We start from the raw sequence: 26,363 nt of genomic DNA, 5'->3' as shown, positions 1-26,363 counted from the left end.
TTTCTATGCGCCGTGTTGGGCGAAAATAGGGCGGTTGACCCCGGGACCGTTTCTGTCGACGACTGATGCAGGGCTGCATCAGCCGCGCTTATCTGAGGATCGGAATATCTGACCCGGCCTGACGCATCGCCTTTGGTATCGGACCGCCGGTGGCCCAATCCAACAGCTCGACCGTATGTACGATGGGAATGTCCGTTCCCGAGCCGATCTGCATCATGCAGCCAATATTCCCGGCAGCGATCACATCCGGTTTTTTGGCTTCAAGCGTTTTGACCTTGCGCTGTTTCAGTTTGCCCGAGATTTCGGGCTGCATCAGGTTGTATGTCCCGGCACTGCCGCAGCATAGATGACTGTCAACAGGCTCTAACACTACGAATCCAGCCTGTTTCAGCAGGTCTTTTGGGTGCGTCTTAATCTGCTGACCATGCTGCAGCGAACAGGCGGCATGATAGGCAATCGTCATCTCCTTGTCCGCGCCCTTGGGCAGGTCCAGTTGAACCAGCAACTCACTAATGTCCATAGCGATACCGGACACCCGCGCCGCGTCCTGGGCCAGCGGGTCATTGCGGAACATATGACCATAGTCTTTCACGGTGGTTCCACATCCGCTTGTATTTATGACGATGGCGTCCAACCCCCCAGCATCCATTTCGGAAACCCAGGCTTTGATATTGGCTTCTGCGGCTTTGTGACTTTCGTCCACCTTGCCCATGTGATGGGTGAGCGCCCCGCAACACCCGGCCCCTTCGGCCACCACAACCTCACACCCTAACCGGGTCAAAAGCCGGATGGTCGCGTCGTTGATGTCGGTGTTCAGCGCCTTCTGCGCGCAGCCTGTCATCAGCGCCACACGTTTTACACGCTTACCTCTGGGAGCAAAGCTCTGCGGATCATCATTCCGACTGACCGGAGGGATATGCTTGGGCGCCATGTCCAGCATTGCCCGCAACCGCGCATCTGGCATCAGAAACCGGAACGGGCGCCCCAGCTTTGCCCCAATCAGCGCCCAGCGAAACCGCATCGGATAAGGCAAAATCTGTGCCAGCACCCACCTAAGCGCGCGATCAGTGAATGGGCGTTTATAATTGGCCTCGATATATTCCCGCGCGTGATCGACCAGATGCATATAATGCACACCCGACGGGCAGGTCGTCATGCAGGCCAGACAGGACAGGCAGCGGTCAATATGCTTGACCGTCTTTTCATCTGGCACCCGCTCGTTTTCCAGCATGTCCTTGATCAGGTAGATACGACCGCGCGGGCTGTCCAGTTCATCCCCCAACACCTGATAGGTCGGGCAGGTCGCGGTACAGAACCCACAATGCACACAGCTGCGCAGAATTTCATTCGACCGCTGGATCGCCGGGTCCTGCAGTTGCTTTTCAGTGAACGTTGTCTGCATTGGTTTACCCCATCAAACCCGGATTGAAGACACCACGTGGATCAAATTTTTGCCTTAACCCTTGTGTTAGAGCCTTCATTCCCTCCGGTTCGGACTGGAACTGCCCCAATGCTTTGATGGTTTCGCTTGCCCCTCTCGCCAGGGTGCTATGGCCGTCGAACCTGCCCAGCCTGGCCCGTAAATCTGTGCCTTTCGGGACAAGAGCCCAGATCAGGCCGCCGCCCCAATCAAACAGCAGCTGATCGGCGTTCAGCCGCGATGCAATCTCTGGGGCGTCAGTTGGCTTGACCGAAATCCGCCAGACATCGCCGTCTTGGCCCTGAAACGACGCGACATCGCGAATGTCACGCCACAGCCCTGCAGAGTCTGTGGCCTCGGTGATTTCACCAAAGCCCGACAGCACAGACTTTAGTTGTTCAATCCGGTAAGCCACCGACGCCGAAAACCCTTCGACCCGCAGCAGGACGCGGCCACCTTGTGGGTCATAAGCGGCAGCGTTGACCTCATACGGCGATTTCAGCGCGGCGGACATGGCCTGAACAGCTTGGGTCACCTCTGCCACGTGAACGGTCAAGGTGTCTGTTGCCTCGGGCTTGGGCAGCACCTTCAACGAGACCTCAGTCAGAACCCCAAGCGTCCCCCATGACCCAGCCATCAGCTTGACCAGATCGTAGCCGGTGACGTTTTTCATCACCCGACCCCCATTCTTGATCACCTGCCCCATGCCATCGACATACCGGACGCCCAACAGAAAATCCCGACACGCCCCAGCCTGTATTCGGCGCGGGCCTGAGATATTGGCAGCGACCACGCCACCGATGGTTGGATCTCCGTTCGTGCCCAACAGACCGCGATGATCCATTGGTTCAAAAGCCAGTTGCTGACCCTCTGCGTCCAGCGCGGCCTCAATTTCAGCCACGGGCGTGCCAGCTTGCGCAACAAGGGTCAGGGCACCGGGCTCGTACAAGGTGATACCTGACATCCCGGATGTTTCGATAATATCCTCAGGACCTGACATGCCACGGGTTCCGCCTCCGACGATGCGCACCGGTTGCTGTAGTCCGGCCACCATCTTGGCCAATTCGGCTTCTGTTTCAGGTCTCATCGATATTCTTCCGTGTTAAAGCCTTATTCGGCGGCGAGGCGAGACGCACGACGCGCCTCAGAGGCGTCCAAAGGGAACACTTTGGCAGGGTTCAGCAGCCAGCTTGGGTCGAACACGTCCTTGACGGCCATCTGCGCCTCAAGATCCTGAGGCGCGTATTGGTGCGACATCAAATCCCGCTTTTCGATACCCACGCCGTGTTCACCGGTCAGACAGCCGCCGACATCGACACACAACCGTAGGATGTCCGCGCCGAACGTCTCGCATTTTTCCAAATCGCCGGGTTTGTTGGCGTCGAACAGGATCAACGGGTGCATGTTTCCGTCCCCCGCATGGAAGACATTGCCCACGGGCAGACCGTATTGCTGGCTTAGCTCTCCGATCCGACGCAGCACTTCGGGCAACGAGGACACGGGGATCGTGCCGTCCAGACACATGTAGTCGTTCATCTGCCCCATGGCCCCAAAGGCCGACTTCCTGCCCAGCCAAATTTTCGCGCTTTCTTCAGCCGACTGACTTTCGCGCAATTCGACCGGGTTATGACGTTTGGCGATCTCAATAATCTTCGCCAGTTGATCGTCGATCTCGGCCTCTGAGCCTTCCACCTCGACAATCAGCAGCGCGGTGCAATCGGGATAGCCCGCATGGGCAAAGTTCTCACACGCCCTGATACAGAGCGTATCCATGAATTCGATCGCCACTGGCAGGATGCCTGACTTGATTATGTCAGACACACATTGCCCGGCGACCTCGTTGTCATCGAACCCCATCAGCACGGGCCGCGCGCCTTCGGGTTTGCGCAGGATGCGCAAGGTGGCCTCGGTCACTACACCCAACTGGCCCTCGGACCCACAGATCAGTCCCAACAGGTCCAGCCCGCCCGCGTCCAAATGTGCGCCGCCAATGTCGACCACGCTGCCATCCATCAGCACCATTTTGACGCCAAGCAAGTTATTGGTGGTCACACCGTATTTCAGGCAATGCGCGCCGCCGGAATTCATTGCAATATTGCCCGCAATCGCACAGGCCAGTTGCGAGGACGGATCAGGGGCGTAGAAGAAATCCTCCTGCTCGACCGCGCCGGTTACGCTCAGGTTGGTCCGACCAGTCTGAACGCGGATGAAGCGATTGTCATAATCGGTCTCCAACACCTCGTTCATCCGCGCAATGCCGAGGATCACGCAGTCTGCCGTTGGCAGCGCCCCGCCTGCCAGCGACGTACCCGACCCGCGCGGGACAACTGGTACGCCCTCTTCATGGCAGATGCGCAGCACGTCCGAAACCTCTTGGGTGGTCGACGGCAGGACTGCCAGCAGCGGAGGACACCTGTAAGCGGTCAGCGCATCACATTCATACGCCCGCGTTTCAGCCGGGTCGTGAATCACCGCGTCTTCGGGCAAGACCCGCAACAACCGCTGCAAAACTATGGCCTTACGGCCTAATATATCGGGATTTGGCGTTGGCATATCCATGGCGGACCCCCTCGTTTGGTAAAATAATATTACCAATTTCCGCATCTGGCAAGTTCTCTCATCCGCACGTAGTGTCGCGGTCATGACCTGGATTGAACGCGCCCTGGTGTTTTCACCGCTGGACTATGCCGCCGTTCTGCTGCTGTTTTCCGCGTGGCAGTGGATCGGCTGGCGGATCGACAACCCCTCGCCCGGCAAGCGATCCGTGGCGATGATGATGGACGATTTCCGCCGCGACTGGATGCGCGAGATGGTCACGCGTCAGCCCCGCATGTTCGACGCGCAGGTGGTCGCCAGCATGCGGCAGGGCAGCACGTTCTTTGCGTCGACCACGATGATCGCCATCGGGGGCGGGCTGGCCCTGCTGGGCAATACCGAGCGTTTGGCCGGAGTGGCACAAGATCTGGCCATCGGCAGCGCGCCCGCGCTGGTGTGGGAGGTCAAGATATTGGTTGTTCTGGTGTTTCTGTCGAACGCCTTCCTGAAATATGTCTGGGCGCATCGTCTGTTTGGCTATTGCGCCGTTCTGATGGCCGCCGTGCCCAACGACCCCGAAGATCCGCAAGCCTATCCGCGCGCGGCACAGGCGGCCGAGATTTGTGTCACCGCTGCCCGCAGCTTTAACCGCGCCTTGCGCGCCACCTATTTCGCGCTGGCCTCTGTCACATGGATATTGGGACCCGTGGCCCTGATCATTGGTGCGTTGCTGACCGTGGGCGTCCTGTACCGCCGGGAGTTCGCCTCTCACTCTCGTTCGGTGCTACTGACCCTGCCTCCTAACACAGAGTCGTGATGACGAAGGCCCGGTCAGCCCCCTATGGTCAGCTCATGCGATACCTGATTCTCAGCGCCTTTCTGGCCAGCCCCGCCTTAGCCGATGACCCTGTGATCGAAAACGTCACCGCCAGTCAGAGCGGCGAAACATGGCGATTCGACGTGACCGTCTCGCATCCTGAAACCGGTTGGGATGACTATGCCGACGGTTGGCGGGTTCTGGATATGGACGGGACGGAACTGGGGATGCGCGTGCTGCACCACCCGCATGAGAACGAACAGCCCTTTACGCGATCTTTAAGCGGCGTTGCGATCCCAGCAGGGACTTCTCAGGTACAGGTGCAGGCCCGCACCAACGCGGACGGCTGGGCCGAAGAGACCTTTGTGGTCTCTTTGAACTAAAATACGCCCAAAGTCAGGCCCGCGCCCAGCGCCGCGCCGATCTCACGACAATGGTCCAACTGATCGTCAGGAATGGTCTTTTGGGCCAGAATCGCCTCGGGCGATTGCGCATGAGTGCAGATTATCAGGGGCGGTTGCACCTCTTTCAGCCGCCAGCCGGTGGCAATCCGGGCCATCTGGCGGGCCGCGTTTTCTCCATCAGACCCGGCACAGACCATCTGCGCATAAGGGCGGCCTTCGATCTTGCCCAGCACGGGATAGTAGCAGCGGTCGAAAAACTCTTTCATCAGACCCGAAATCGCGGCCAGATTCTCGGGCGCGCAGAAAATATATCCATCGGCGGCCAGCAGATCGTTCGGCCCGGTCTGATCGGCGAATTTCAGAACAACATCCGCCTCGTCACGCCCCGCCTCAGCCGCCGCTTCGGCCATCTGCCGGGCCCCGCCGGTACGGGAATGGTAAACGATCAAAAGCTGCGCCATGTCAGACCCGGTGATAGGGGCCGCCCGACAGGATGGTTGCGGCCCGATACAGTTGCTCGGCCAGCATCACACGGACCAGCATATGGGGCCAGACCATCGACCCGAATGAGATGGAAAAATCGGCCTCAGCCCGCAGATTAGGGTCTATTCCGTCCGCCCCGCCAATGATCAGCGCCAAATCCTGCCGCCCGGCATCGCGCCATCCGCCCAGTTTCTTGGCAAAATCGGGTGAGGACATGACCCGCCCGCGCTCATCCAACGTGCAGATGACTGCACCTTTGGGCAGCGCCTTGCGCAACAGCGCGGCCTCGGCCCCCATACCTGCGTTTTTCTTGTCTTCAACCTCGATCACCCGTGCGGGACCAAGGCCCAGCGCGCGGCCGGTCCGGTCAAATCTGGTCAGATAGTCGTCAAGCAGGGTCTTCTCCGGTCCGGCACGCAATCGCCCGACCGCACAAATGCTGATACGCATATTTCTCTCGCCACCGGCCTGTTAATGCAGACCGGGATGGCACCTCAGTTGGCCGAGGCGCTACCGCTCGTGGGCAGCCACATCTTTTCCAGCTGGTAGAATTCACGCACTTCGGGGCGGAAGATATGGACGATCACGTCGCCCGTATCGATCAGCACCCAGTCGCCGGCATCCTTGCCTTCGACCTTTGAGGTGAAACCGAATTCCTGCTTGATGCGATCCGTCAGCTTTTCCGCCATGGCAGCGACCTGACGGGTCGACCGACCCGAGGCAATCACCATGTGATCCGCAACCGAGGATTTGCCTTGCAAGTTGATCTGCACGACGTCTTCGGCCTTGTCATCGGAAAGTGAGGAAAGGATACGTTCAAGCAGCTTGTCGCTGATTGACTGAGAGTGGGCCATTACACTGGCCCCGTCATCGGCGGGCAAACCCGCCTGGGTATGTAGTGACAGGACATAGTCCTCCTTTGCTGCGCGCCGCACATCCCCGGCGCCGGGGTATTATTAAGGTAACAAGGGGAATGCAACATTTCAATGAAGGGCCGTCATGCAGGGTGCGCACGGGTTCACTCTTTGGCGATCTGTTGCGCCGCTGCGTCTTCGTTCAGCAGGCGAACTTCGCGCTGCGGGAACGGAATCGAGATACCCTCGGCCTTGAATGCGTCCCACAGCGCCAGATAGACATTGCCGCGAATATTGGTCAGCCCCTTGGTCGGGTCGCTGATCCAGAATCGCAGGACATAGTCCACGCTGCTGTCTCCGAATCCGGTGATGTGACAGACGGGCTCGTGCGGCCCACCGCTGAGCACTCGAGTAACGGCCTTTACGGCTCGGATCGCCGTTGCACGCACCTGATGGGGGTCATCGTCATAGCTGGTGCCGAACTCTAGATCCAGGCGCACGAACTTGTCCGAATGCGACCAGTTCACCACCTGGTTGGTGATCAGATCCTCGTTCGGGATCAGATATTCCCGCCCGTCCCGCGTGACGACCGACACATAGCGCGCGCCCAGCGCATTGATCCATCCGAAGGTATCGCCCAACGAGATCACATCGCCCGGTTTTATCGAGCGGTCCATCAGGATGATGATCCCCGAGATCAGGTTCGAAACCACCTTTTGCAGGCCAAACCCAATCCCCACGCCAATCGCACCGGACAGCAGCGCAATGCCTGTCAGGTCGAACCCGAGCGTGCGAATGGCCACCATAAAGACCGCGCCATACAGCAGCACCTGAATGCCCTTGGCCAGAAGCACCTGCATGGATGGAGTGATGTCATCGTTGCTCATCAACCCCCGCTCGGCGGCGCGGGTTCCGATACGGGCCAGCGTCAGCAGGATGCCAATCAGCAGAACCGCCTTGATAATCCCCAGCGCCGAGATGTGCAGATCGCCGATGGAAATCGCCACGCCATCCAGAAACTCGGCAACGTCATCGGTCAGATTCAGGGCCACAAGCGTTGCATAGACCCACATGGCCCATTTGAAGATCCGCCGCAGGGTCCGGTTGCGCACCAGCCGCGCCACCAGTGCGATGACCAGCCATGCCAAGGCCAGGGTGGCAACAACACCTATGATATAGCTGCGTGACGGCCATGTGATCTGCTGCATCAGCAGATACAGCGCCCAGGACATCACGACGAAATAGACCAGTGTCAGACGCTGCATCAGTTGCACCAGCGTGCGCAGACGCCATTTCGGCCAGCCCTCGCGGGCGCGGGCCCAGGCATCCCACCGGCTCTGTGTCACCAGTTTCAGCACATAGGCCAATGCCCATAGAACGAGGATAATAACTAGCTGATGCTGCCGCCAACCCGGCGTTACGATAAGCTCAACAAGGTTTTCGAATTGCACGGAAAAGCCCGCGACCATGTTATCATATAGGTCCGACAGCGAGCTGGGGATCAGGTCCTGATTCATGGCCCCAGCTTGAACAGCGTTGCCCATTGATGCAAGTCCGGTGCCGGATTGAACCTTGATTGAAAGCAAAGCCCGATATATCTGGTGCGCATGAGACTCACCTTGGCCCCTGCACCCACATTGCAAGACCGCACGCGCCTGCGTGAACGGTTCTTTGGGGCCGCCCGCACGGTTCTGGCCCGCCTATAAGCGGCCTCCAGCCACTCGCCAGCTATTTCTCATTGCTATACGGGAGAGGACCAATGTCCCCCAAAACACTCTATGACAAGATCTGGGATGCCCATGTCGCGCATGAAGCCGATGATGGCACCTGCCTGCTGTATATCGACCGCCACCTGGTGCACGAGGTCACCAGCCCGCAGGCGTTCGAAGGCCTGCGCATGGCAGGCCGCAAGGTACGCGCGCCGGAAAAGACCATCGCCGTGCCGGACCACAACGTTCCGACTACCCCGGACCGTGTGAACGGGATCGAGAACCCGGAATCGCGCATTCAGGTTGAAGCGCTGGATAAGAACGCCAAGGATTTCGGCATTCACTACTACCCCGTGCATGACGTACGTCAGGGCATCGTCCACATCGTCGGCCCCGAGCAAGGCTGGACCCTGCCCGGCATGACCGTCGTCTGCGGCGACAGCCACACGGCGACCCACGGCGCGTTTGGCGCGCTGGCCCACGGCATTGGCACGTCCGAGGTTGAGCATGTTCTGGCCACGCAGACCCTGATCCAGAAGAAGTCCAAGAACATGAAGGTGGAAATCACCGGCAAACTGCAGCCGGGCGTGACCGCCAAGGACATCACTCTGGCCGTGATCGGTGAAACCGGCACCGCTGGCGGCACCGGTTACGTCATCGAATATTGTGGTGAAGCGATCCGCGATCTGTCGATGGAAGGTCGCATGACCGTCTGTAACATGGCGATCGAAGGCGGCGCGCGTGCCGGTCTGATCGCGCCGGACGAAACCACGTTCGAATATGTCAAAGGCCGCCCGCACGCCCCGAAAGGTGCGCAGTGGGAAGCCGCGATGGATTGGTGGAAAACGCTCTACACCGACGAAGGTGCGCATTTCGACAAGGTCATCACCCTGCGCGGTGAAGATATCGCGCCGGTCGTGACCTGGGGCACCAGCCCCGAGGACGTGCTGCCGATCACCGCAAGCGTTCCACACCCCGAAGATTTCGAGGGCGGTAAAGTCGACGCGGCCCGCCGTTCGATTGAATACATGGGTCTGGAAGCCGGTCAAAAGCTGAGCGATGTGGAAATCGACACGGTTTTCATCGGCTCATGCACCAACGGCCGCATCGAAGACCTGCGCGCCGCGGCTGAAATTCTGAAGGGCAAAAAGATCAAGGACGGGATGCGCGCCATGGTCGTACCGGGTTCGGGTCTGGTCCGCGCTCAGGCTGAGGAAGAGGGCCTGGCTGACATCTTCAAAGAGGCCGGGTTCGAATGGCGTCTGGCCGGATGTTCGATGTGTCTGGCGATGAACCCCGACCAGTTGCAACCGGGCGAGCGTTGTGCCGCGACCTCGAACCGCAACTTTGAAGGCCGTCAGGGCCGTGGTGGACGGACCCACCTGCTGAGCCCCGCCATGGCTGCCGCAGCGGCAATTACAGGACGGCTGACAGACGTCCGTGAATTGATGTAAGGTGCCCTCATATCTAGATATTTGAGGGATTGAAGACATGAGTGACTGGATCAAATGGCTCCTGTTGGGGCTTCTGTCCATAGCGTTTGGTATCTTTGTACTGGGCGCACCGGCGGTGGCCTCGATTGCCGTGACTGTAGTGACCGGAGTGTTGCTGCTGATCTCGGGCGCACTGCAAGTTGTCGGCGGCTTCACCGTCGAGGGAACCGGCAACAAGATCCTGTCGTTCATCATGGGTATCGTGATGCTGTTTCTGGGCTGGTCCTTCCTGGGTCACCCGCTGCAGGGAACCGTTACATTGGCGACCGTCTGCCTGATCCTGTTCATGGCAGGCGGCATTGCCCGCGTAATCCTGTCGTTCCAGATGCGCGGAACGCAGTATTTCTGGGCAACGCTAATCTCGGGCATCATGTCGATAGTGCTGGCCGTCCTGATCTGGCGTTTTGCCGCCGCCGATCCTGCGGTGCTGCTGCAATTGCTGGGCATCCTGCTGGGCATCGAAATGATCTTCAACGGGCTGGGCCTGGTCTTCATGGCGTTCTTCGTCAAGGGCGCCCCCAAAGATGACAAAGCGCCGTCAGGCGATTCAACGGAAGCGAAACAAGCTTAAACGCGGGGTACGGGCGCGGCCCTCTCTCGCAGGAGTGTGAACATGGAAAAGTTTGAAAAAGTCCACGGGGTGGCCGCCCCAATGCCACTGATCAATATCGACACTGATATGATCATTCCGAAGGTGCATCTGAAAACCATCAAACGGTCCGGCCTTGGTGTCGTGCTGTTTGACGAGATGCGCTATCACGATGACGGGCAGGAAAACGAAGAGTTCGTCCTGAACAAACCCGCCTATCGTCAAACCGAGATTCTGGTCGCAGGCGACAATTTTGGCTGCGGCTCGTCGCGCGAACACGCGCCTTGGGCCATCAAAGACTTCGGCATCAAGGTCGTAATTTCGACCAGCTTTGCCGACATCTTCTTCAACAACTGTTTCAAGAACGGCATCCTGCCCATCGTGGTTAAGGAAGAGCATCATGCAATTCTGATGGAAGACGCGCATAAAGGCGAAAACGCCCGCATGACCGTGCATCTGGAAGATCAGCAAATCACCACTTCGGATGGTGTCGTGATCGAGTTCGACATTGACCCACACCGCAAGCACTGCCTGCTGAACGGCCTGGACGATATTGGCCTGACGATGGAGAAAGACCATCACATCGACAAGTTTGAGGATCACGCAAGCCAGGCCCGCCCCTGGGTGTGATTCTGTAAGCGAATCTTAAAAAATATAACATTACGGGGGCTCCGAGGCGGCCCCCGTTCGCATTCTAGGGGTTGCAACCGGCTAGGCTACAACATCTAGGTATCACGTTGATACACACGCCGGGTTTGCGTCAAAAATGATGCAATCGCGCACCAGTTGCGCCATCATTTTGCCCCAAATCACGTGTTTTCTGCGCCTTGGCTTGAGCGAATTGTCGCTTACCGCCAATGTTGATGGGGACAGGCACCCACCAGTTGAACGTTGGTGAATTAAGACATCCGCCGTACCAAAAAATGGCGGGCGCAAGTTGGAACTGAAGTCGGCGAAGAATCGACTAATCCAGTTTGAAAGGGTTCGGATAGTGATTGCGCGCACAACAGGGGCGGCGATTCGGGGAATATTGGTCGCATTGATGGTGCTGACCCCCGCGTTGTACCTGCCCATATCGTCAACGAATGGCACCGAGATTGTCGTCTTTCTCGCGATCCTCGCCTTCTTTCTGACGTTTGCCGAATACAATTCAGCCTTTCCCAGTTTTATTGAATTCCGTGACGCACCGCCTGTGAACCGACTTCGCTTTGTCGGACTAATGTCGATGATCACCTTTTTGACGCTGGTCTGTAAAAACGTATATGCCTCCAGCGAGCTGACCACGGCAATCTATGCGTTGGGCCTTAGCGTCGCCAATGTGGTGGATTTCCCTTATTCACCGGTACGACTTATCGTGCTTATGCTGCCCGCCGACGCAAGCGCTTCGCTGGTTGAACTGGTGCGTATTTCAGCCAGCGTGGCATATGTGATCGCGCTCGTCACCATCGGCAGCTTTGCCTACGCAGTAAAATTGCGGGGATGGCCAACCGGTAACGGCGCGTTCAACGTTTGGACCAATCTGCCCCTTTTCGATCCGACCAAAGGCGGTGACGTTGTCACCCGCCTACAGCGCGACGGACGGCTGAACATCTCAATCGGAGTGCTGCTGCCCTTCGTGATCCCGGCATTGATCAAACTGCTGACCGACTACGCCAATCCGATTTCGCTGAGCAATCCACAGACCCTGATCTGGACGCTGAGCGCCTGGGCGTTCCTACCGGCCAGCATGATCATGCGGGGCATGGCGACCCTGCGGATCGCCAATCTGATCGTTGAGAAGCGCCGCGCCTATTCCACAACCGAGACCACACAGGCCGCATGATCCGCATCCTTCTGCTGCTGCTGCTGCCAGTGATGGCGCAGGCAGAGACGGTACGCATCGCCACCTATAACACAGAGCTCAGCCGCGACGGACCCGGCCTGTTGCTGCGTGACATTCGACGGGGTGATGCACAGGTGCAGGCCGTCGTTGAAGTGCTTGTCGCGGCCCGCCCGGATGTCATCTCATTACAGGGTATCGACTGGGACATGGAGGGTTTGGCCTTAATGGCGTTGACCGAGCAGGTGCGAAAGGCAGGGCTCGACTATCCCTATCATTTCTCAGCCCAACCCAATGCCGGGCTGGAGACGTCTTTGGACCTGAACGGCGACGGCCGCACCCACGGTCCGGCAGATGCGCAGGGCTGGGGCCGTTTCACCGGCCAAGCTGGGATTGCCGTTTTGTCACGCTTTCCGATTCACACCGATGCCGTGCAGGATTTCACCAGTTTGCTGTGGCGCGACCTACCGGGCGCAATGTTGCCAGTTACAGATGCCGGGCTATTCCCTTCGGAGGAAGCCCAGCGCATCCAACGCCTGTCCGCCGTGGCCCATTGGATCGTGCCAGTGAATACACCCGTCGGCATGCTAGACGTGATGACCTTTCACGCCGCTCCGCCGGTATTCGACGGGCCCGAAGACCGCAACGGGCTGCGTAATCGGGATGAGATACGCCTCTGGTCGCTTGTTCTGGACGGTAAACTTGGGGGCAAGCCAGACAACCCGTTCGTGATCGCAGGGGATGCCAACCTGGACCCGGTGCATGGAGAGGGGCGCAAAGAGGCGATCCGCGATCTGCTGGCAAATCCTCGCTTGCAGGACCCACAACCCAGCGACCCCACTGGTGCGCTGACCACCGTGGTCTGGAAAGCGGTGGGCGAGATGCGGGTGGATTACGTGCTGCCCTCGGCTGATCTTCAGGTGACTGGCGCTGGTGTATTCTGGCCCGAGAAAGGGACGCCATTGCGCACAGCCGCCGAACAGGCCAGCAGGCACCGACTGGTCTGGGTCGATGTAACTATGCCGGACCACCCAACGCATTAATCCATTCATTTCCTTCCGGGAATTGCTGCAATCATCAGAACGTGTATTCATATCTGAATGGACAAATCTCTTACACATGCAGACTGGTCGTTGATCCAAAGCTTTCTGGCCGTGGCGGAAACCGGCTCGCTTTCGGCGGCGGCACGGCAGTTGGATCGCAGCCAGCCCACGCTGGGCCGCCAAATCCACGCGCTTGAGGATGAGCTGGGCGTGTCCCTGTTCGACCGCCATGCGCGTGGCCTGAAGCTGAGTGGCGTGGGCGCTGAGTTGCTGCCGATGGCGCAACAGATGCACAGTGCTATGACCTCGTTCAGCCTTGCCGCAGCAGGCCAGTCACAGCAACTGGAAGGAACAGTGCGCATCACCGCTTCGGTCTTTGCGTCCCACCACCTGTTGCCGCCTATTCTGGCGCAGATCCGGGTGCAGGAACCGGCCATTCAATTGGAACTGGTTGCGACGGACGCCACCGAAAACCTACTGTATCGCGAGGCTGACATCGCGGTTCGAATGTACCGCCCGGAACAGGTGGACCTGATTTCGCGCAATTTGGGGGACGTGCAGCTGTGTTTCTGCGCCGCTCGGTCCTATCTGGACCGCGCGGGACGACCCGAGAGCCCCGAAGACATGCTGGATCACGATCTGGTCGGCTTTGACGCCAATGAACAGATGATCACCAAGATGCGCGCCCGTGGCTGGCCCGTCAGCAAGGACAGCTTTGCCACTAGGTGCGATCTGCAGAGCGCCTATTGGGAGCTGGTCCGCGCAGGCTGCGGCATCGGGTTTACCCAGGTTCAGGTGGCGCAGGCCGACCCGGATGTCGAGATCATTCTACCGGACCTCGATGTGCTGGCACTGCCCGTCTGGCTGGCCGCGCCGCAAGCCATGCGTCAGACCCCGCGTATCCGCAGGGTCTGGGACTTGTTGGCCAAGGGCCTGAAGGCCAACTTTTAAAGCGCGCCGGTATAAGTGCCGCGCGGCGGATAGCCATTTTCCAGCGCGTATTTGATACCGCCCTTGATGTCCGCTGCTGACGGGCGCGCGAACGGCGTCGATTGTTGCCAAGCGAAGAAAAGCGATCGGTCCGGCGCGATGTAGAAATGCCCGGGTTCGGCGAAAAAGGGCGCCTCGGCGGTGCCTTCACGGCCTTTCGAAATGAGCAGCTTCCAGTCGTCCCGCGCAGCGACCAGCGGCAGGCTGTGACCCACCCGCAGGCGCGAGGTGCCCGATTTCTCGACTGTCTCGGCGGCGCGCTCGGCGGTGTCCGTGCTCAGCATGATCACTTCAACCCCCAGCTCAGCAAACTCATCCAGCGCGGCTTCGACCTCGGCCATCTGCTTGATGCAGATCGGGCAGTGCAACCCGCGATACTGAATCACCAGCGTTCCGTTTTCGCCTGTGTCGGCGTCGAGATCGAAACTTCCGCCACCCACCGTTTCGATTTTTAGCGCAGGGACGGGATTTCCCGGTATCAACATGTGTTTTCCTCGTGATTTGACGGGTTCGTCTCATTGACCCGATGCGGCGCAGACGCTAGGGCCATTGCGACGAAACGCAAGGAGATCCTTCATGTCCAACCCCTCGCTCCTCATCCTGCCCGGAGACGGAATTGGCCCGGAAGTTATGGCCGAAGTGCGCAGAATCATCGATTGGTTCGGCGAAAAGCGTGGCCTTCACTTTGACGTGAGCGAGGATCTGGTCGGCGGTGCCGCCTATGACGCGCATGGCAAGCCGCTGTCGGACGAAACCATGGCCAAAGCGCAAGAGGTGGACGCGGTTCTGCTGGGTGCCGTGGGTGGCCCGAAATACGACGATCTGGATTTCAGCCTCAAGCCCGAGCGTGGTCTGCTGCGCCTGCGCAAGGAAATGGACCTGTATTCGAACCTGCGCCCGGCGCAGTGCTTTGACGCGCTGGCCGATTTCTCGTCGCTGAAAAAAGACATCGTCGCTGGTCTGGACATCATGATCGTGCGCGAGCTGACGTCGGGCGTCTATTTCGGCGAGCCGCGCGGCATCTTCGAGGAAGGTAACGAGCGCGTCGGCATCAACACCCAGCGCTATACCGAATCCGAGATCGAACGCGCTGCGCGTTCGGCCTTTGAGCTGGCGATGCGCCGGAACAAAAAGGTCTGCTCGATGGAGAAGGCCAATGTGATGGAATCGGGGATTCTGTGGCGCGAGGTCGTGGACCGTGTGGCCAAGGAATATCCCGAAGTAGTGCTGTCGCATATGTATGCCGACAACGGCGCGATGCAGCTGGTCCGCGCGCCCAAGCAGTTTGACGTCATCCTGACCGACAACCTGTTTGGAGATATCCTGTCGGACTGCGCCGCGATGCTGACCGGCTCGCTGGGGATGCTGCCTTCGGCCTCGCTGGGCGCACCGATGGCGAATGGCCGTCCCAAGGCAATGTACGAACCCGTGCACGGTTCGGCCCCCGATATCACGGGCGAAGGCAAGGCCAACCCGATCGCCTGTATCCTCAGCTTTGCCATGGCGCTGCGCTATAGCTTTGATCAGGGTGCCGAAGCCGACCGTCTTGAAGCCGCGATCGAAAAGGTACTGGCCGATGGTGTTCGCACCGGTGACCTCCTTGCAGACGAAGGTGTCACGCCGGTTTCGACCACCGAGATGGGCGACGCTATTCTGGCTGCGCTGGACAGCAGCCTCTGATCAGGTTTCACACTTAAAAGAAAAGGCGGTGCACTTTGCACCGCCTTTTTTTCATTTTAGTTGCCGAAGATATTGTTCAGCAGGTTGTTGATCGTTTGCTCAAGCCCGCCCTGCCTGCGCCGTTGCCGTTGCCGTTGCGGCTGCGCGGTGCGCACCGGCGGGTCCGGTGCCAGCATTGGCAGTGGCGTTGGCGTCATCCCTTCGGTCACGCGCAGCATGGTCTCTTTCCAAATCTCGGCGGGCAGGCCGCCACCGGTGACACCTGAAAGCGGCGTGTTGTCGTCATAGCCCATCCAGACACCAGCCACGTAATCCGCAGTAAACCCGATAAACCACGCGTCCCGCGCCGCCTGCGTGGTGCCGGTCTTGCCCGCCACCTGCCATCCGGGCAACTGCGCCCGCGCGCCGGTGCCTTCAGAGACCACACGTTCCATCATCCATGTCAGCTGCTTGGCGGCCTTGTCGTTGATCACCCGTTCGCCGATGCCCGAGCTTGTCACCATCATGGGCGTTTCATCGCCCAACAGTTTTAGTTCCGACAGGCCATACGGTTCCACGGCAGAGCCGCCGTTCAGGATACCTGCATAGGCCCCTGTCATCTCGATCAACGTACTTTCCGAAGCACCCAATGCCAGCGCCGGACCCTCTGCCAGATCGCTTTCAATGCCAAACTCGCTGGCGACCGTGCGAACATTGTCCAGACCAGCGACCTCAGCCACTTTTACCGCCGGGATATTCAGCGAGTTTTTCAGCGCATCCGCCAAACTGACCCGACCGTAGTACTTGTTGGTGTAATTCTTGGGGCACCATTGGCCAGAACCGGGAATGTTGATGCAGTAGGGCTCATCCACCACGGTATCCAGCGGCGAATAACCCAGCTCCAGCGCGGTGGCATAAACGAACGGCTTGAACGACGACCCGGTCTGACGCAGCGCCTGCGTGGCCCGGTTGAACGCGCCCGACACACGTGTCTTGCGCCCACCGACCATCGCCCGTACGGCGCCATCCGCGGACATCACCACAATCGCGGCCTGCGCCTTGGACCCTTCGCGCACTTTCTCCTGAAAGATGAACTTCAGTGCCTCTTCAGCCGATTTCTGCAAACGCTGATCCAGCGTGGTGCGGATCACCACATCATCTGTGGTGTCGGAGCCGAAAAAGCTGGGCAGTTCAGTAATCACCCAATCCGCGAAATAGCCACCTGCCCGCGCGGCGGCCGCTTCGGACAGCTGCGCCGGATTGCTGCGTGCCTGGCTGGCCTGCGAGGCGGTCAGATAATCCTGCGCCTCCATCAACCCGATCACCAGCCGCGCCCGGTCCTGCGAGCGTTGCAGGTTGTTCGTCGGCGCGTACCGTGTCGGAGCAACCAGCAAACCTGCCAGCATTGCAGCCTGTGACGGGTTCACCTCGGCGGCAGAGATACCGAAATAGCGCTGGCTCGCGGCCTCAAACCCGCGCGCACCCGCGCCCAGGAAAGCGCGGTTCAAGTAGATGGTCAGGATTTCGTCCTTAGAGTATTTCACCTCCATCGCCATCGCATAGACAGCTTCCTTGGCCTTGCGCCACAACGAGCCCTGTCGGCAGTCGGCCTCATAAGCGGCCTCAGATTCCCATTCGCTAGGCACGTAAGGCACACCAAGGCACAGCAGCTTGGCGGTTTGCTGCGTGATGGTCGAACCGCCATGGCCCGACAGGGGGCCGCGCCCCTCACTCAGGTTAATGCGCACGGCACTGGCGACGCCACGGGGGCTGACGCCGAAATGGCGGTAGAATCGCTTGTCCTCGGTGGCGACGACGGCGTTTTTCAAATGCGGTGAGACGGTATCGGCGGTAATCACCCCACCGAACTGATCCCCGCGCCAGGCAAACACCTTGCCATCGCGGTCCAGCAACGTGACCGAGCCGCGCGCGCGGCCATCCAGCAGGGCATCCACATCCGGCAGCGAGGTGTAAACAACGCCAACTGCCAGCGCCAGCAGCAAACCAACCACCGCGCCAACGCGCCATGTGACACCCCAGATCACCCGCCAGACCCAACGGAACAGGCGACGGAAGAACCCACCCCCGTTGCCGCAGGATTTGCGGCGCGTCTTCTTACGGGTAGTCTTCCGCGTTGTCGCTTTACGCGCAGCAGCCTTTTTACCCGCGGGTTTCGCAGTCCGTTTGGTCGCCGTGGGTTTTCGCCCTTTCGACGGGTATCTTTTGTCCGCGACAAGTGGGGCCTTTCGGCGCCTGGACTCAGTCATGCTCAACCTCTGCCCGGTTATCGTTTTGAGGCAACATACCCTGCTATGCGGACGAAGTAGAGGTCTGAATTTGCGATGAAGGGCCTCTCAAGTTTGCCCATTTTTTAATCAAAGCATCATTTCTGTGCAAAAATTGTGCACCTTGCCGCTATTTTCCCCACCACATTACTTGGTGACCGTTCCTTAAAGCGCCCCGACACGCTTTTTTCTGCAGGTGCAAAACAGACCGGACAGACCCGGAAAGCAGAGGGGACTAACGTGAAACTGATCATTGCGACAATCAAGCCGTTCAAGCTTGAGGAGGTGCGCGAGGCACTGACCGAAGCAGGCGTACGCGGCATGATGGTGACCGAAATCAAGGGCTTCGGCTCTCAGTCAGGCCATACGGAAATCTACCGTGGCGCCGAATATGCTGTGAACTTCGTACCCAAGATCAAGCTGGAGATCGTGGTGCCCGCCACGATGGCCGACCAGATCGTCGAGACCATCACCAAAACCGCCAAAACCGGCAAGATCGGCGACGGCAAGATTTTCGTCCTCGATGTTGAGCAGGCCCTGCGCGTGCGGACCGGGGAAACGAACGAAGAGGCGCTGTAAGCGCCGCCACTCACAACTTTCGAGGACTAACAATGAACCTGATGAAATCTCTCATCCCTGCCGCCGCGCTTGTCGCGTTGCCGCAGATGGGCCTTGCGCAAGAGGCCGCCGCTGGCGAAACTGCGCAGCACACGCAATACATCCTGACCTCGCTGCTGTTCCTGGTTGGCGGCTTCCTGGTGTTCTGGATGGCCGCTGGCTTTGCCATGCTCGAGGCCGGTCTGGTGCGCTCCAAGAACGTGGCCATGCAGCTGATCAAGAACATGGGCCTGTTTTCCTTTGCCGCCATCATGTACTGGCTGGTCGGCTTCAACCTGATGTATCCGGGTGATGGCTGGACCATTTCCGGTATCCTCGGGGCGTTCTCACCAACGTCGCTGGAACCGGTTGGTCTTGACGGTGTCGAAACCGACTTGTCCTATGCATCCGTCGGGTCGGACTTCTTCTTCCAGCTGATGTTCTGCGCCACTACGGCCTCGATCGTTTCGGGCACCATGGCCGAGCGCGTCAAACTGTGGCCCTTCTTCATCTTCGTGATTGTCCTGACCGGCATCATCTATCCGATCGAAGCGTCCTGGCAGTGGGGCGGCGGCTGGTTGTCCGAAATGGGCTTCAGCGATTTCGCCGGCTCGACTCTGGTTCACGCCGCAGGTGGTTTCGCAGCGCTGGCCGGTGCCATCGTTCTGGGCCCGCGGATCGGCAAGTACAACAAAGACGGCAAAGTGGTTCCGATCCCCGGTTCGAACCTGGCGCTTGCCACTTTGGGTACATTCATCCTGTGGCTGGGTTGGTTCGGCTTCAACGGCGGCTCGCAACTGGCAATGGGCACCATCGGTGACATGGCCGACATCAGCCGCATCTTCGCCAACACCAACATGGCCGCAGCCGCCGGTGCCGTCGCCGCACTGATCCTGACGCAAGTGATGTATGGCAAGGTCGACCTGACCATGGTGCTGAACGGTGCGCTGGCTGGTCTGGTATCGATCACCGCTGAGCCGCTGGCTCCGTCGCTGTTCCAGGCGCTGATCATCGGTGCCATCGGTGGTGTGATCGTTGTCCTGACGGTTCCGATGCTGGACCGCATGAAGATCGACGACGTGGTCGGCGCAATCCCGGTTCACCTGATCGCAGGCTTCTGGGGCACCTTCATCGTCGCATGGACCAATGGTGACGCGTCCTTCGTGACCCAGATCATCGGTTTTGCTGCCATTGGTATCTTTGTCTTCGTGGTCAGCTTCATCCTCTTCTCGATCCTCAAGGCAACAGTTGGCCTGCGGGTTGGCGAGGAAGAAGAGATCAACGGCCTGGATATGGGCGAACTGGGTATGGAAGCATATCCTGAGTTCTCCAAAGGCTAAGAACCTGAGTTCACCACTCGAAAGCCGGGCGTTCGCGCCCGGCTTTTTCTTTTGCTACAGATAAAAAAGCCGCGCGGGTCTGCGCGGCTTTAGTTGATTGATGGAGGCCTGCTTAGACGCCGACGTCGACGATTGCCTTGGCCAAAATCGGCACCGTATTGGCGTTCAGACCTGCGATGTTCAGGCGGCTGTCACCAACCATGTAGATGCCGTGATCCGCGCGCAGTTTCTCGACCAGTTCCGGAGCGGCACCCAAACGCGAGAACATACCGCGATGCTGTGCTACAAAGCCAAAGCGGTCCGAGCCGGTCAGGCGCTGAAGCTCATCAGCCAGTTGCTGACGCAAGCCCAGCATGGACAAGCGAATCTCTTCCAGTTCAGCTTGCCAGTCGGCGCGCAGGGTGTCGTCATTCAGGATCGTGGTCACAACCCGCGCGCCATGGTCGGGCGGGAAGGAATAGTTCTGGCGGTTCAGGAACGCCAAGGTCGCCTGGTTCAGAGCCGTCTGTGCTGCATCGTCGCTGATCGCCATCAACAGGCCGGTGCGTTCACGGTAAACCCCAAAGTTCTTCGAACAGGACGCCGCGATCAGGCAACGCTTAACGGACGAGGCGACCAGGCGGGTGCCCTGAGCGTCTTCTTCCAGACCGTCGCCAAAGCCTTGATAGGCAATGTCGATCATCGCCACCAAGCCCAGTTCATTGATCAGGTTCACGACCTCTTGCCACTGCACCATGTTCAGATTGGCCCCGGTGGGGTTGTGGCAGCAACCGTGCAGAAGCACTACGTCGCCTGCTTTTGCGGACTTCAGATCCTCGATCATGCCGTCGAAATCGACGCCACGGGTTTCGCCATCGAAATAGCGATAAGGAACCATCTCCATCCCCAGATAGTTCAGGATCGACAGATGGTTGGGCCAAGTCGGGTTCGATACAAAGACACGGGCCGAAGGGTTGGCCATGCGGATCATCTCAAACGCTTGCCGACAGGCACCGGTGCCGCCGGGGGTCGCCACGGCGGCGATGTTGCCGAGCGGAACAGCGTCACCAAGGATCAGACCAATCATTGCATCCGCATAGGCCGGATCACCCGCCAGGCCAGTATAGGCTTTGCTTTCCTGCTCTTCCAGAATGCGTTTTTCGGCGGCTTTTACCGCACGCATCACCGGCGTCACCCCTTCGGCATTCTTGTAGACGCCTACACCCAGGTCGATCTTCTGATCGCGCGGGTCTTCGCGATACATCTGCATCAGTGCCAGAATCTTGTCGGCGGGCTGCGGTTTGAGGTTCTCGAACATCAGTTCTCTCCGGTTGCGACGGGCAGGGTCGGGAACGCACCCCATTCAGCCCAGGAGCCGTCATATAGCGAGTGGTCTTTCTTGCCGATGCGTTCCAACGCAAGGCTGAGGATCGCTGCGGTGACGCCCGAACCACAAGAGGTGATCGCGGGTTTCGACAGGTCCACGCCTGCGGTCTCGAACACGGTTCGGCACTCATCAGGCGACTTCATGGTGCCATTCTTATTCAGCAAATTGCCAAAGGGCACATTACGCGCCCCCGGAATATGACCCGAGCGCAACCCTTCGCGGGGCTCGGCTTCGGCTCCGGCAAAGCGGGCGGCAGAGCGGGCGTCGATGATTTCATGATCGGCCAGCTTGGCAGCGGCCGAGACTTGCGTGACATCGCGCACCAAATGGTTCTGCACCCGGACCGTCATGTGGCGGTCGCGGATGATAGGCGGCAGATCTTCGATCTCACGCCCTTCAGCCTGCCACTTGGGCATGCCACCATCCAGAACCGCGATGTTTTCCTGCCCCATCAGTTTAAACAACCACCAGACGCGCGCGGCAGACATCAGGCCGGCACCATCATAGACCACCACTTGATGCCCATCGCCCACGCCCATCGCCCGCAAGCGCGACATGAACTTCTCGACCGGCGGTGCCATATGTGGCAGGTCCGAGCGGTGATCGGAAATCTCATCAATGTCAAAGAACCGGGCGCCGGGAATGTGTGCAGCGTCATATTCCGCCTTGGCGTTACGCCCCTGTTGCGGAAGATACCACGATCCGTCCAGAATCCGCAGATCGGGATCCTTGAGATGGGCCGCAAGCCATTCGGTTGAAACGAGGGTTTTCGGATCGTCCTTCATCAAAGCCTCTCCTTTTGCGCGCAGTGCTGTCCCTATACTGCCGGGAATTGCGACGCAAGATGCGGTTGGGTGTAACCACGCAGTGCTATGACTAAGCCTGCTGAGAACGTTTCGGCTCTTCGGGCGTGACCGGCGGTTGCAGCGGCTTCTGGTTCTTGCGCATCCGTTCCAGCATTTTGCGCAGGCGCGTCCCGGTTACGATTGGCCTACACGGCCGAATTGCCAACAAAGGTGATGGCAGATCGTCGCCCTGCCCCTTCAAAGCTCCATCCAGCAAGCCCAAGGTCGATTGATCAGCAATTAACAGGCTTTCAACCAAGGCTCCGTTCACCTCGATTATCTCGTGCCGGTCAAAAAGCAGATGCACATAGGTGACACCTTCAGGCGTATCCGCCGTTTCGATCCCGTCAAAACCGTCCAGTTTTTTGACTGCGACCAGTACTTCTTCGGCCCCGAAGACGCGCTCAGCCACAACGGAACGGAGCAGCACCCGGTGCTGCGGGGACAGCACCAAATCTGCTATCGGAACACTGCTTGCCAGCGCGTTTTGATGCACAAGAAATGGGCGTTGCTTCGGTAACTTTTGGAACTGCTGCGCCGATACCCGTCGAATGCCCACCCAGCGCAGCGGCTGATATCCGTGATCGAGTGTCCAGACCAAGTCTCCGGCGCTCAGTTGTGCCGGGCAGACCAACCCGGTTGGCGTGCGCACCATGCTACCAGCGGTCAGGCACAGCACAGAATCGTCCTCGGTCGACGGCCCCAATGTCAGGTTGCCAAAAATATCCCATTGATAGCTTTCACCGGGTCCTAGGTCGCGGTTGTCCAGAATCGGGTCCGACGTGCTTCCGGCGGCGGCACCCTCCGTCGGTGTCAGAGCCCCCTCTCGTTCGCTGCTGAAAAAAGACAGCACCTCGCCCGAGGACGTATCGGTCAATGCAACGCCTGCGGATTCATTCTGGGTACTTGGTCCGTTTCGAATGCCCAGAGGGATCACGTAGATGGTAAAGTCAGGATCGTCCGGGTGCGGTATCTCTGTGAGGCTGTCCAGAGATACCTCTCCGCCAGTAATGCCAGACGTGGTGTGCAGGTTTCCGTCATCGTCATATGCGCTGACGGTGAAATTTGCCGGATCGTCACCGGGGCCCAGCGTGATCTCGACATATTCTCCGCCGGAAACGCCATTGCCACCACGAAAATCAATTTCAGAAATAAAGGCCATTTCTCAACTTTCTTCCGGCACTGCTTGCAAATTACGCCGTTTGGTAAGGCGCAAACGATAGTACTGTATGATACCGATCAGGCTGATTAAAATCCAAAAGCCTTCGATCAGCATGGAGGCAAGGTTAAAATTTTTCGTTAGTGAAAAAACGATCAGAACCGAACCGGCCAGGTTCAGGACTGGAAAAGCAAGGTCTTCGGATGACATCACGCGAATTTGGGTGGCAAAATAGGCGGCGACCACAATCAAAGCCCCAATGGACCCGACCACATCGACCAAAGTCAAACTATCCAATAGCCCGGTCATGTTCTGCCCCAACCCTGCAAAAAATTTCATCCAATCGCAGCCAACGCGTCCAGTTGGGCATAGTGATGCATGTTCAGAAAAGCGGCCCCCTGTTCGCCCGCGCGATAGCTATGCGGCAGGTCCGCCGCAAAGCGCAGCCCCTGCCCGGCCTGCAACGGCACCCATTCGCCATCGCGTAGAATATCCAGCGTGCCACGCAAGACGAAGACTTCTTCAGTCACGCCAGCGGCATGAGCGGCAGACTCGTGGACCTGATTTGGGGCGAGGTCGACATGAAACGTCTCGGCCCGCAACGCGGGATCAAAGGGAAAGACGATCTTGACCTCAAGACTGCCAGGAAAGGTCACAGTGCGGAACACGTCCGAACTGGGTGTGTCGCGCAGGGCTTCGGAACCGATCAGGGCGCTTAGAGGCAACTGAAAGCCCTTGGCGATCTTCCATAGCGTGGCGATGGTCGGGCTGGATTCGCCGCGCTCGATTTGACCCAGCATGGCTTTGCTCACGCCGGTCATCTCGGCCACTTTTGACAAGCTCAGCCCTGCGGCGGCGCGCACATCCCTCAGTTTCAGTGTAATATCGTCGGGTGCCATCGTAATCGTCTTTCGAATCCTCTTGTGCGTTATAGCGCACATGTGATACGTGCGTTATAACGTCCAACACCTGCATATCGCAACCGGGGCAAAAGGGAAACAGCATCATGCCAATGTACCGATCCAGAATCTCCACCCATGGCCGCAACATGGCCGGTGCCCGCGGCCTGTGGCGCGCCACTGGCATGACCGAAAGCGATTTCGGCAAGCCGATCATCGCCATCGTCAACTCTTTCACCCAGTTCGTGCCGGGCCATGTCCACCTCAAGGATCTCGGCCAGATGGTCGCCCGCGAGGTCGAGGCCGCAGGCGGTGTCGCCAAGGAATTCAACACCATCGCAGTGGATGACGGCATCGCCATGGGCCATGACGGCATGCTGTATTCGCTGCCCTCGCGTGAGGTGATCGCGGATTCGGTGGAATACATGGTCAACGCCCATTGCGCTGACGCGATGGTCTGCATCTCGAACTGCGACAAGATCACCCCCGGCATGCTGATGGCTGCGATGCGCCTGAACATCCCGGCGATCTTTGTCTCGGGCGGCCCGATGGAGGCCGGCAAGATCGACATCGAGGATCTGGACGTCAAGAAAATCGACCTTGTGGATGCGATGGTCGCTGCCGCCGACGACCACTACACCGATGAGCAGGTGAAACATATCGAGGAAAACGCCTGTCCGACCTGTGGGTCGTGCTCGGGCATGTTCACCGCAAACTCGATGAACTGTCTGGCCGAGGCGTTGGGTCTGGCACTGCCGGGCAACGGCTCGACACTGGCCACGCATTCGGATCGCAAAGAACTTTTCCTTGAGGCCGGTCGCCGCATCGTCGAAATCACCAAGCGCCATTACGAACTGAACGAAAAAGGCTTCCTGCCGCGCGAAATTGCCACGTTCGAGGCGTTCGAGAACGCCATGAGCCTGGACATCGCCATGGGCGGATCGACGAATACCGTTCTGCACCTGTTGGCCATCGCTCATGAAGGCGAGGTGCATTTTACCATGGCAGACATGGACCGGCTCAGCCGCAAGGTGCCCTGCTTGTGTAAAGTCGCGCCCAACACCGAGAATGTGCATATGGAGGACGTCCACCGCGCCGGCGGCATCTTCTCAATCCTCGGCGAACTAGGCCGGGCCGGGCTGCTGCACGAAGATTGCGGCACTGTGCATTCGGCCTCCATGGGTGAGGCGATTGCAAACTGGGACATCAAGGTCGCCAACAACCCCAAGGCGCAGGATCTGTTCAAAGCCGCGCCAGGCGGCGTTCGTACGACGCAGGCGTTCAGCCAGTCGAACCGTTACAAGGAATTGGACACTGACCGCGCGAACGGAGTGATCCGGTCCAAAGAACATGCCTTCAGCCAAGATGGCGGTCTGGCGGTTCTGTTTGGCAATATTGCCCGGGACGGCTGTATTGTGAAAACCGCAGGCGTTGACGAAAGCAGCCTGACCTTCACCGGCACGGCCTATGTCTGCGAAAGCCAGGATCAGGCGGTGAACGACATCCTGACCGGTAAGGTCGAGGCAGGAGACGTCGTGGTGATCCGTTATGAAGGCCCACGCGGTGGTCCGGGCATGCAGGAAATGCTGTACCCGACCTCGTATCTGAAATCCAAAGGGTTGGGCAAAGCCTGCGCCTTGCTGACCGATGGCCGTTTCTCGGGCGGTACATCGGGTCTGTCGATTGGCCACGTCTCTCCCGAAGCTGCCGAAGGCGGTGAGATCGGGCTGGTGCGCCAAGGCGACAAGATCGAGATCGACATCCCCAACCGCTCGATCCATCTGGCCGTATCCGACGAAGAATTGGCTGCCCGGCGCGAGGAACAAGACGAAAAAGGCTGGCAGCCCGCCGAACCACGCAAGCGCAAGGTGTCCACGGCACTCAAGGCTTACGCCAAACTGACCACCAGCGCTGCCAAAGGCGCCGTACGTCAGGTCTGATCGGCAAGGACCGGTTCCTGATTGGGGCCGGCTCTTCTCAACCTCAAAGGGCTCCCGCGCCCGAAGCGCACCATCGGCTGCGCCGATGCCACGTTCGACCTAGGGCCCGGCGCCGCG

General features: G+C 59.1%; 26 protein-coding genes. 12 read left to right on the top strand and 14 right to left on the bottom strand.

The window, feature by feature from the left end; genetic code table 11:
- Positions 1-88: 88 nt before the first annotated feature.
- The 3 genes from glcF to ACR0LN_RS17060 are packed head-to-tail and all read right to left on the bottom strand — an operon-like array spanning position 89 to position 3,979.
- A complete protein-coding gene (glcF, locus tag ACR0LN_RS17070; protein ID WP_480431340.1) occupies positions 89-1,402 on the bottom strand; it encodes a glycolate oxidase subunit GlcF in 1,314 nt (437 codons plus the stop codon).
- 4 nt (positions 1,403-1,406) lie between these two features.
- A complete protein-coding gene (locus ACR0LN_RS17065) occupies positions 1,407-2,507 on the bottom strand; it encodes an FAD-binding protein (protein ID WP_480431338.1) in 1,101 nt (366 codons plus the stop codon).
- A gap of 23 nt (positions 2,508-2,530) precedes the next feature.
- A complete protein-coding gene (locus ACR0LN_RS17060) occupies positions 2,531-3,979 on the bottom strand; it encodes an FAD-linked oxidase C-terminal domain-containing protein (protein ID WP_480431336.1) in 1,449 nt (482 codons plus the stop codon).
- Between the two features lie 82 nt (positions 3,980-4,061).
- Here ACR0LN_RS17060 and ACR0LN_RS17055 point away from each other — a divergent pair, with 82 nt between their 5' ends.
- Positions 4,062-4,772 (top strand): DUF599 domain-containing protein, encoded by a 711-nt coding sequence (locus tag ACR0LN_RS17055; protein WP_480431334.1) that lies wholly within the window; start codon positions 4,062-4,064, stop codon positions 4,770-4,772.
- A gap of 35 nt (positions 4,773-4,807) precedes the next feature.
- Positions 4,808-5,155, top strand: a complete 348-nt coding sequence (locus ACR0LN_RS17050; protein WP_480431450.1) for a hypothetical protein — start codon at positions 4,808-4,810, stop codon at positions 5,153-5,155.
- Here ACR0LN_RS17050 and ACR0LN_RS17045 read toward each other — a convergent pair.
- From ACR0LN_RS17045 to ACR0LN_RS17030, 4 genes are all read right to left on the bottom strand, one after another.
- Positions 5,152-5,637 (bottom strand): flavodoxin family protein, encoded by a 486-nt coding sequence (locus ACR0LN_RS17045; RefSeq protein WP_480431333.1) that lies wholly within the window; start codon positions 5,635-5,637, stop codon positions 5,152-5,154. The genes ACR0LN_RS17050 and ACR0LN_RS17045 overlap by 4 nt on opposite strands.
- Position 5,638: 1 nt before the next feature.
- Positions 5,639-6,109, bottom strand: a complete 471-nt coding sequence (gene rlmH, locus ACR0LN_RS17040) for a 23S rRNA (pseudouridine(1915)-N(3))-methyltransferase RlmH (RefSeq protein WP_480431331.1) — start codon at positions 6,107-6,109, stop codon at positions 5,639-5,641.
- Between the two features lie 44 nt (positions 6,110-6,153).
- A complete protein-coding gene (gene rsfS, locus ACR0LN_RS17035) occupies positions 6,154-6,513 on the bottom strand; it encodes a ribosome silencing factor (RefSeq protein WP_480431449.1) in 360 nt (119 codons plus the stop codon).
- A 164-nt stretch (positions 6,514-6,677) separates the two neighbouring features.
- Positions 6,678-8,030: a mechanosensitive ion channel family protein gene (locus ACR0LN_RS17030; protein ID WP_480431447.1), complete on the bottom strand. Its 1,353-nt coding sequence runs from the start codon at positions 8,028-8,030 to the stop codon at positions 6,678-6,680.
- A gap of 242 nt (positions 8,031-8,272) precedes the next feature.
- On the opposite strand from ACR0LN_RS17030, the gene leuC reads away from it, so the two are divergent.
- The 6 genes from leuC to ACR0LN_RS17000 all read left to right on the top strand — a co-directional run bounded on the left by leuC (position 8,273) and on the right by ACR0LN_RS17000 (position 14,117).
- The gene (leuC, locus tag ACR0LN_RS17025) at positions 8,273-9,676 is read left to right on the top strand and encodes a 3-isopropylmalate dehydratase large subunit (RefSeq protein WP_480431329.1); all 1,404 of its coding nucleotides are present in this window, start codon (positions 8,273-8,275) and stop codon (positions 9,674-9,676) included.
- 37 nt (positions 9,677-9,713) lie between these two features.
- Positions 9,714-10,286, top strand: a complete 573-nt coding sequence (locus ACR0LN_RS17020; protein ID WP_480431327.1) for an HdeD family acid-resistance protein — start codon at positions 9,714-9,716, stop codon at positions 10,284-10,286.
- 42 nt (positions 10,287-10,328) lie between these two features.
- Entirely contained in the window at positions 10,329-10,934 is a 606-nt protein-coding gene (leuD, locus tag ACR0LN_RS17015; protein ID WP_480431325.1) for a 3-isopropylmalate dehydratase small subunit, read from the top strand.
- A 361-nt stretch (positions 10,935-11,295) separates the two neighbouring features.
- Positions 11,296-12,126 (top strand): hypothetical protein, encoded by an 831-nt coding sequence (locus ACR0LN_RS17010; RefSeq protein ID WP_480431323.1) that lies wholly within the window; start codon positions 11,296-11,298, stop codon positions 12,124-12,126.
- Complete coding sequence (locus ACR0LN_RS17005) at positions 12,123-13,166, top strand: endonuclease/exonuclease/phosphatase family protein (RefSeq protein ID WP_480431321.1); 1,044 nt, start codon at positions 12,123-12,125, stop codon at positions 13,164-13,166. Before ACR0LN_RS17010 ends, ACR0LN_RS17005 begins: the two co-directional genes overlap by 4 nt.
- Before the next feature lie 57 nt (positions 13,167-13,223).
- On the top strand, positions 13,224-14,117 hold the full coding sequence (locus ACR0LN_RS17000) for a LysR family transcriptional regulator (protein WP_480431319.1): 894 nt from the start codon (positions 13,224-13,226) through the stop codon (positions 14,115-14,117).
- On the opposite strand, the gene ACR0LN_RS16995 is transcribed toward ACR0LN_RS17000, so the two are convergent.
- A complete protein-coding gene (locus ACR0LN_RS16995; RefSeq protein ID WP_480431317.1) occupies positions 14,114-14,641 on the bottom strand; it encodes a redoxin domain-containing protein in 528 nt (175 codons plus the stop codon). The genes ACR0LN_RS17000 and ACR0LN_RS16995 overlap by 4 nt on opposite strands.
- A 91-nt stretch (positions 14,642-14,732) precedes the next feature.
- Here ACR0LN_RS16995 and leuB point away from each other — a divergent pair, with 91 nt between their 5' ends.
- Positions 14,733-15,836: a 3-isopropylmalate dehydrogenase gene (gene leuB, locus ACR0LN_RS16990; protein WP_480431315.1), complete on the top strand. Its 1,104-nt coding sequence runs from the start codon at positions 14,733-14,735 to the stop codon at positions 15,834-15,836.
- A gap of 56 nt (positions 15,837-15,892) precedes the next feature.
- Here leuB and ACR0LN_RS16985 read toward each other — a convergent pair whose 3' ends face one another.
- Positions 15,893-18,082: a transglycosylase domain-containing protein gene (locus ACR0LN_RS16985; protein ID WP_480431313.1), complete on the bottom strand. Its 2,190-nt coding sequence runs from the start codon at positions 18,080-18,082 to the stop codon at positions 15,893-15,895.
- A 258-nt stretch (positions 18,083-18,340) separates the two neighbouring features.
- Here ACR0LN_RS16985 and ACR0LN_RS16980 point away from each other — a divergent pair, with 258 nt between their 5' ends.
- Together ACR0LN_RS16980 and ACR0LN_RS16975 are read left to right on the top strand one after the other, a co-directional pair.
- The gene (locus ACR0LN_RS16980) at positions 18,341-18,679 is read left to right on the top strand and encodes a P-II family nitrogen regulator (protein ID WP_058273036.1); all 339 of its coding nucleotides are present in this window, start codon (positions 18,341-18,343) and stop codon (positions 18,677-18,679) included.
- Between the two features lie 32 nt (positions 18,680-18,711).
- Positions 18,712-20,037 (top strand): ammonium transporter, encoded by a 1,326-nt coding sequence (locus tag ACR0LN_RS16975; protein ID WP_480431311.1) that lies wholly within the window; start codon positions 18,712-18,714, stop codon positions 20,035-20,037.
- Between the two features lie 112 nt (positions 20,038-20,149).
- Here the strand turns inward: ACR0LN_RS16975 and ACR0LN_RS16970 are convergent, their stop codons facing one another.
- The 5 genes from ACR0LN_RS16970 to ACR0LN_RS16950 form a co-directional block, all read right to left on the bottom strand.
- Positions 20,150-21,334: an amino acid aminotransferase gene (locus ACR0LN_RS16970; protein WP_480431309.1), complete on the bottom strand. Its 1,185-nt coding sequence runs from the start codon at positions 21,332-21,334 to the stop codon at positions 20,150-20,152.
- Positions 21,334-22,188: a 3-mercaptopyruvate sulfurtransferase gene (gene sseA, locus ACR0LN_RS16965; RefSeq protein ID WP_480431307.1), complete on the bottom strand. Its 855-nt coding sequence runs from the start codon at positions 22,186-22,188 to the stop codon at positions 21,334-21,336. Before sseA ends, ACR0LN_RS16970 begins: the two co-directional genes overlap by 1 nt.
- Positions 22,189-22,279: 91 nt before the next feature.
- Positions 22,280-23,410 carry a Hint domain-containing protein gene (locus ACR0LN_RS16960; protein ID WP_480431306.1) on the bottom strand — a complete coding sequence of 377 codons (1,131 nt, stop codon included), beginning with the start codon at positions 23,408-23,410 and terminating at the stop codon, positions 22,280-22,282.
- 3 nt (positions 23,411-23,413) lie between these two features.
- Entirely contained in the window at positions 23,414-23,746 is a 333-nt protein-coding gene (locus tag ACR0LN_RS16955) for a CBU_0592 family membrane protein (RefSeq protein WP_480431304.1), read from the bottom strand.
- Positions 23,743-24,306 (bottom strand): helix-turn-helix domain-containing protein, encoded by a 564-nt coding sequence (locus tag ACR0LN_RS16950; RefSeq protein WP_480431302.1) that lies wholly within the window; start codon positions 24,304-24,306, stop codon positions 23,743-23,745. The genes ACR0LN_RS16955 and ACR0LN_RS16950 overlap by 4 nt, the downstream gene beginning before the upstream one ends.
- Before the next feature lie 107 nt (positions 24,307-24,413).
- Here ACR0LN_RS16950 and ilvD point away from each other — a divergent pair, with 107 nt between their 5' ends.
- Positions 24,414-26,246 (top strand): dihydroxy-acid dehydratase, encoded by a 1,833-nt coding sequence (gene ilvD / locus ACR0LN_RS16945; RefSeq protein WP_480431300.1) that lies wholly within the window; start codon positions 24,414-24,416, stop codon positions 26,244-26,246.
- Positions 26,247-26,363 lie beyond the last annotated feature (117 nt).

The sequence above is a fragment of the Ruegeria sp. AA6 genome, from assembly GCF_056542865.1.
Note: the sequence above shows the minus strand (reverse complement) of the source record. Positions and strands in the feature narration are given on the sequence as shown.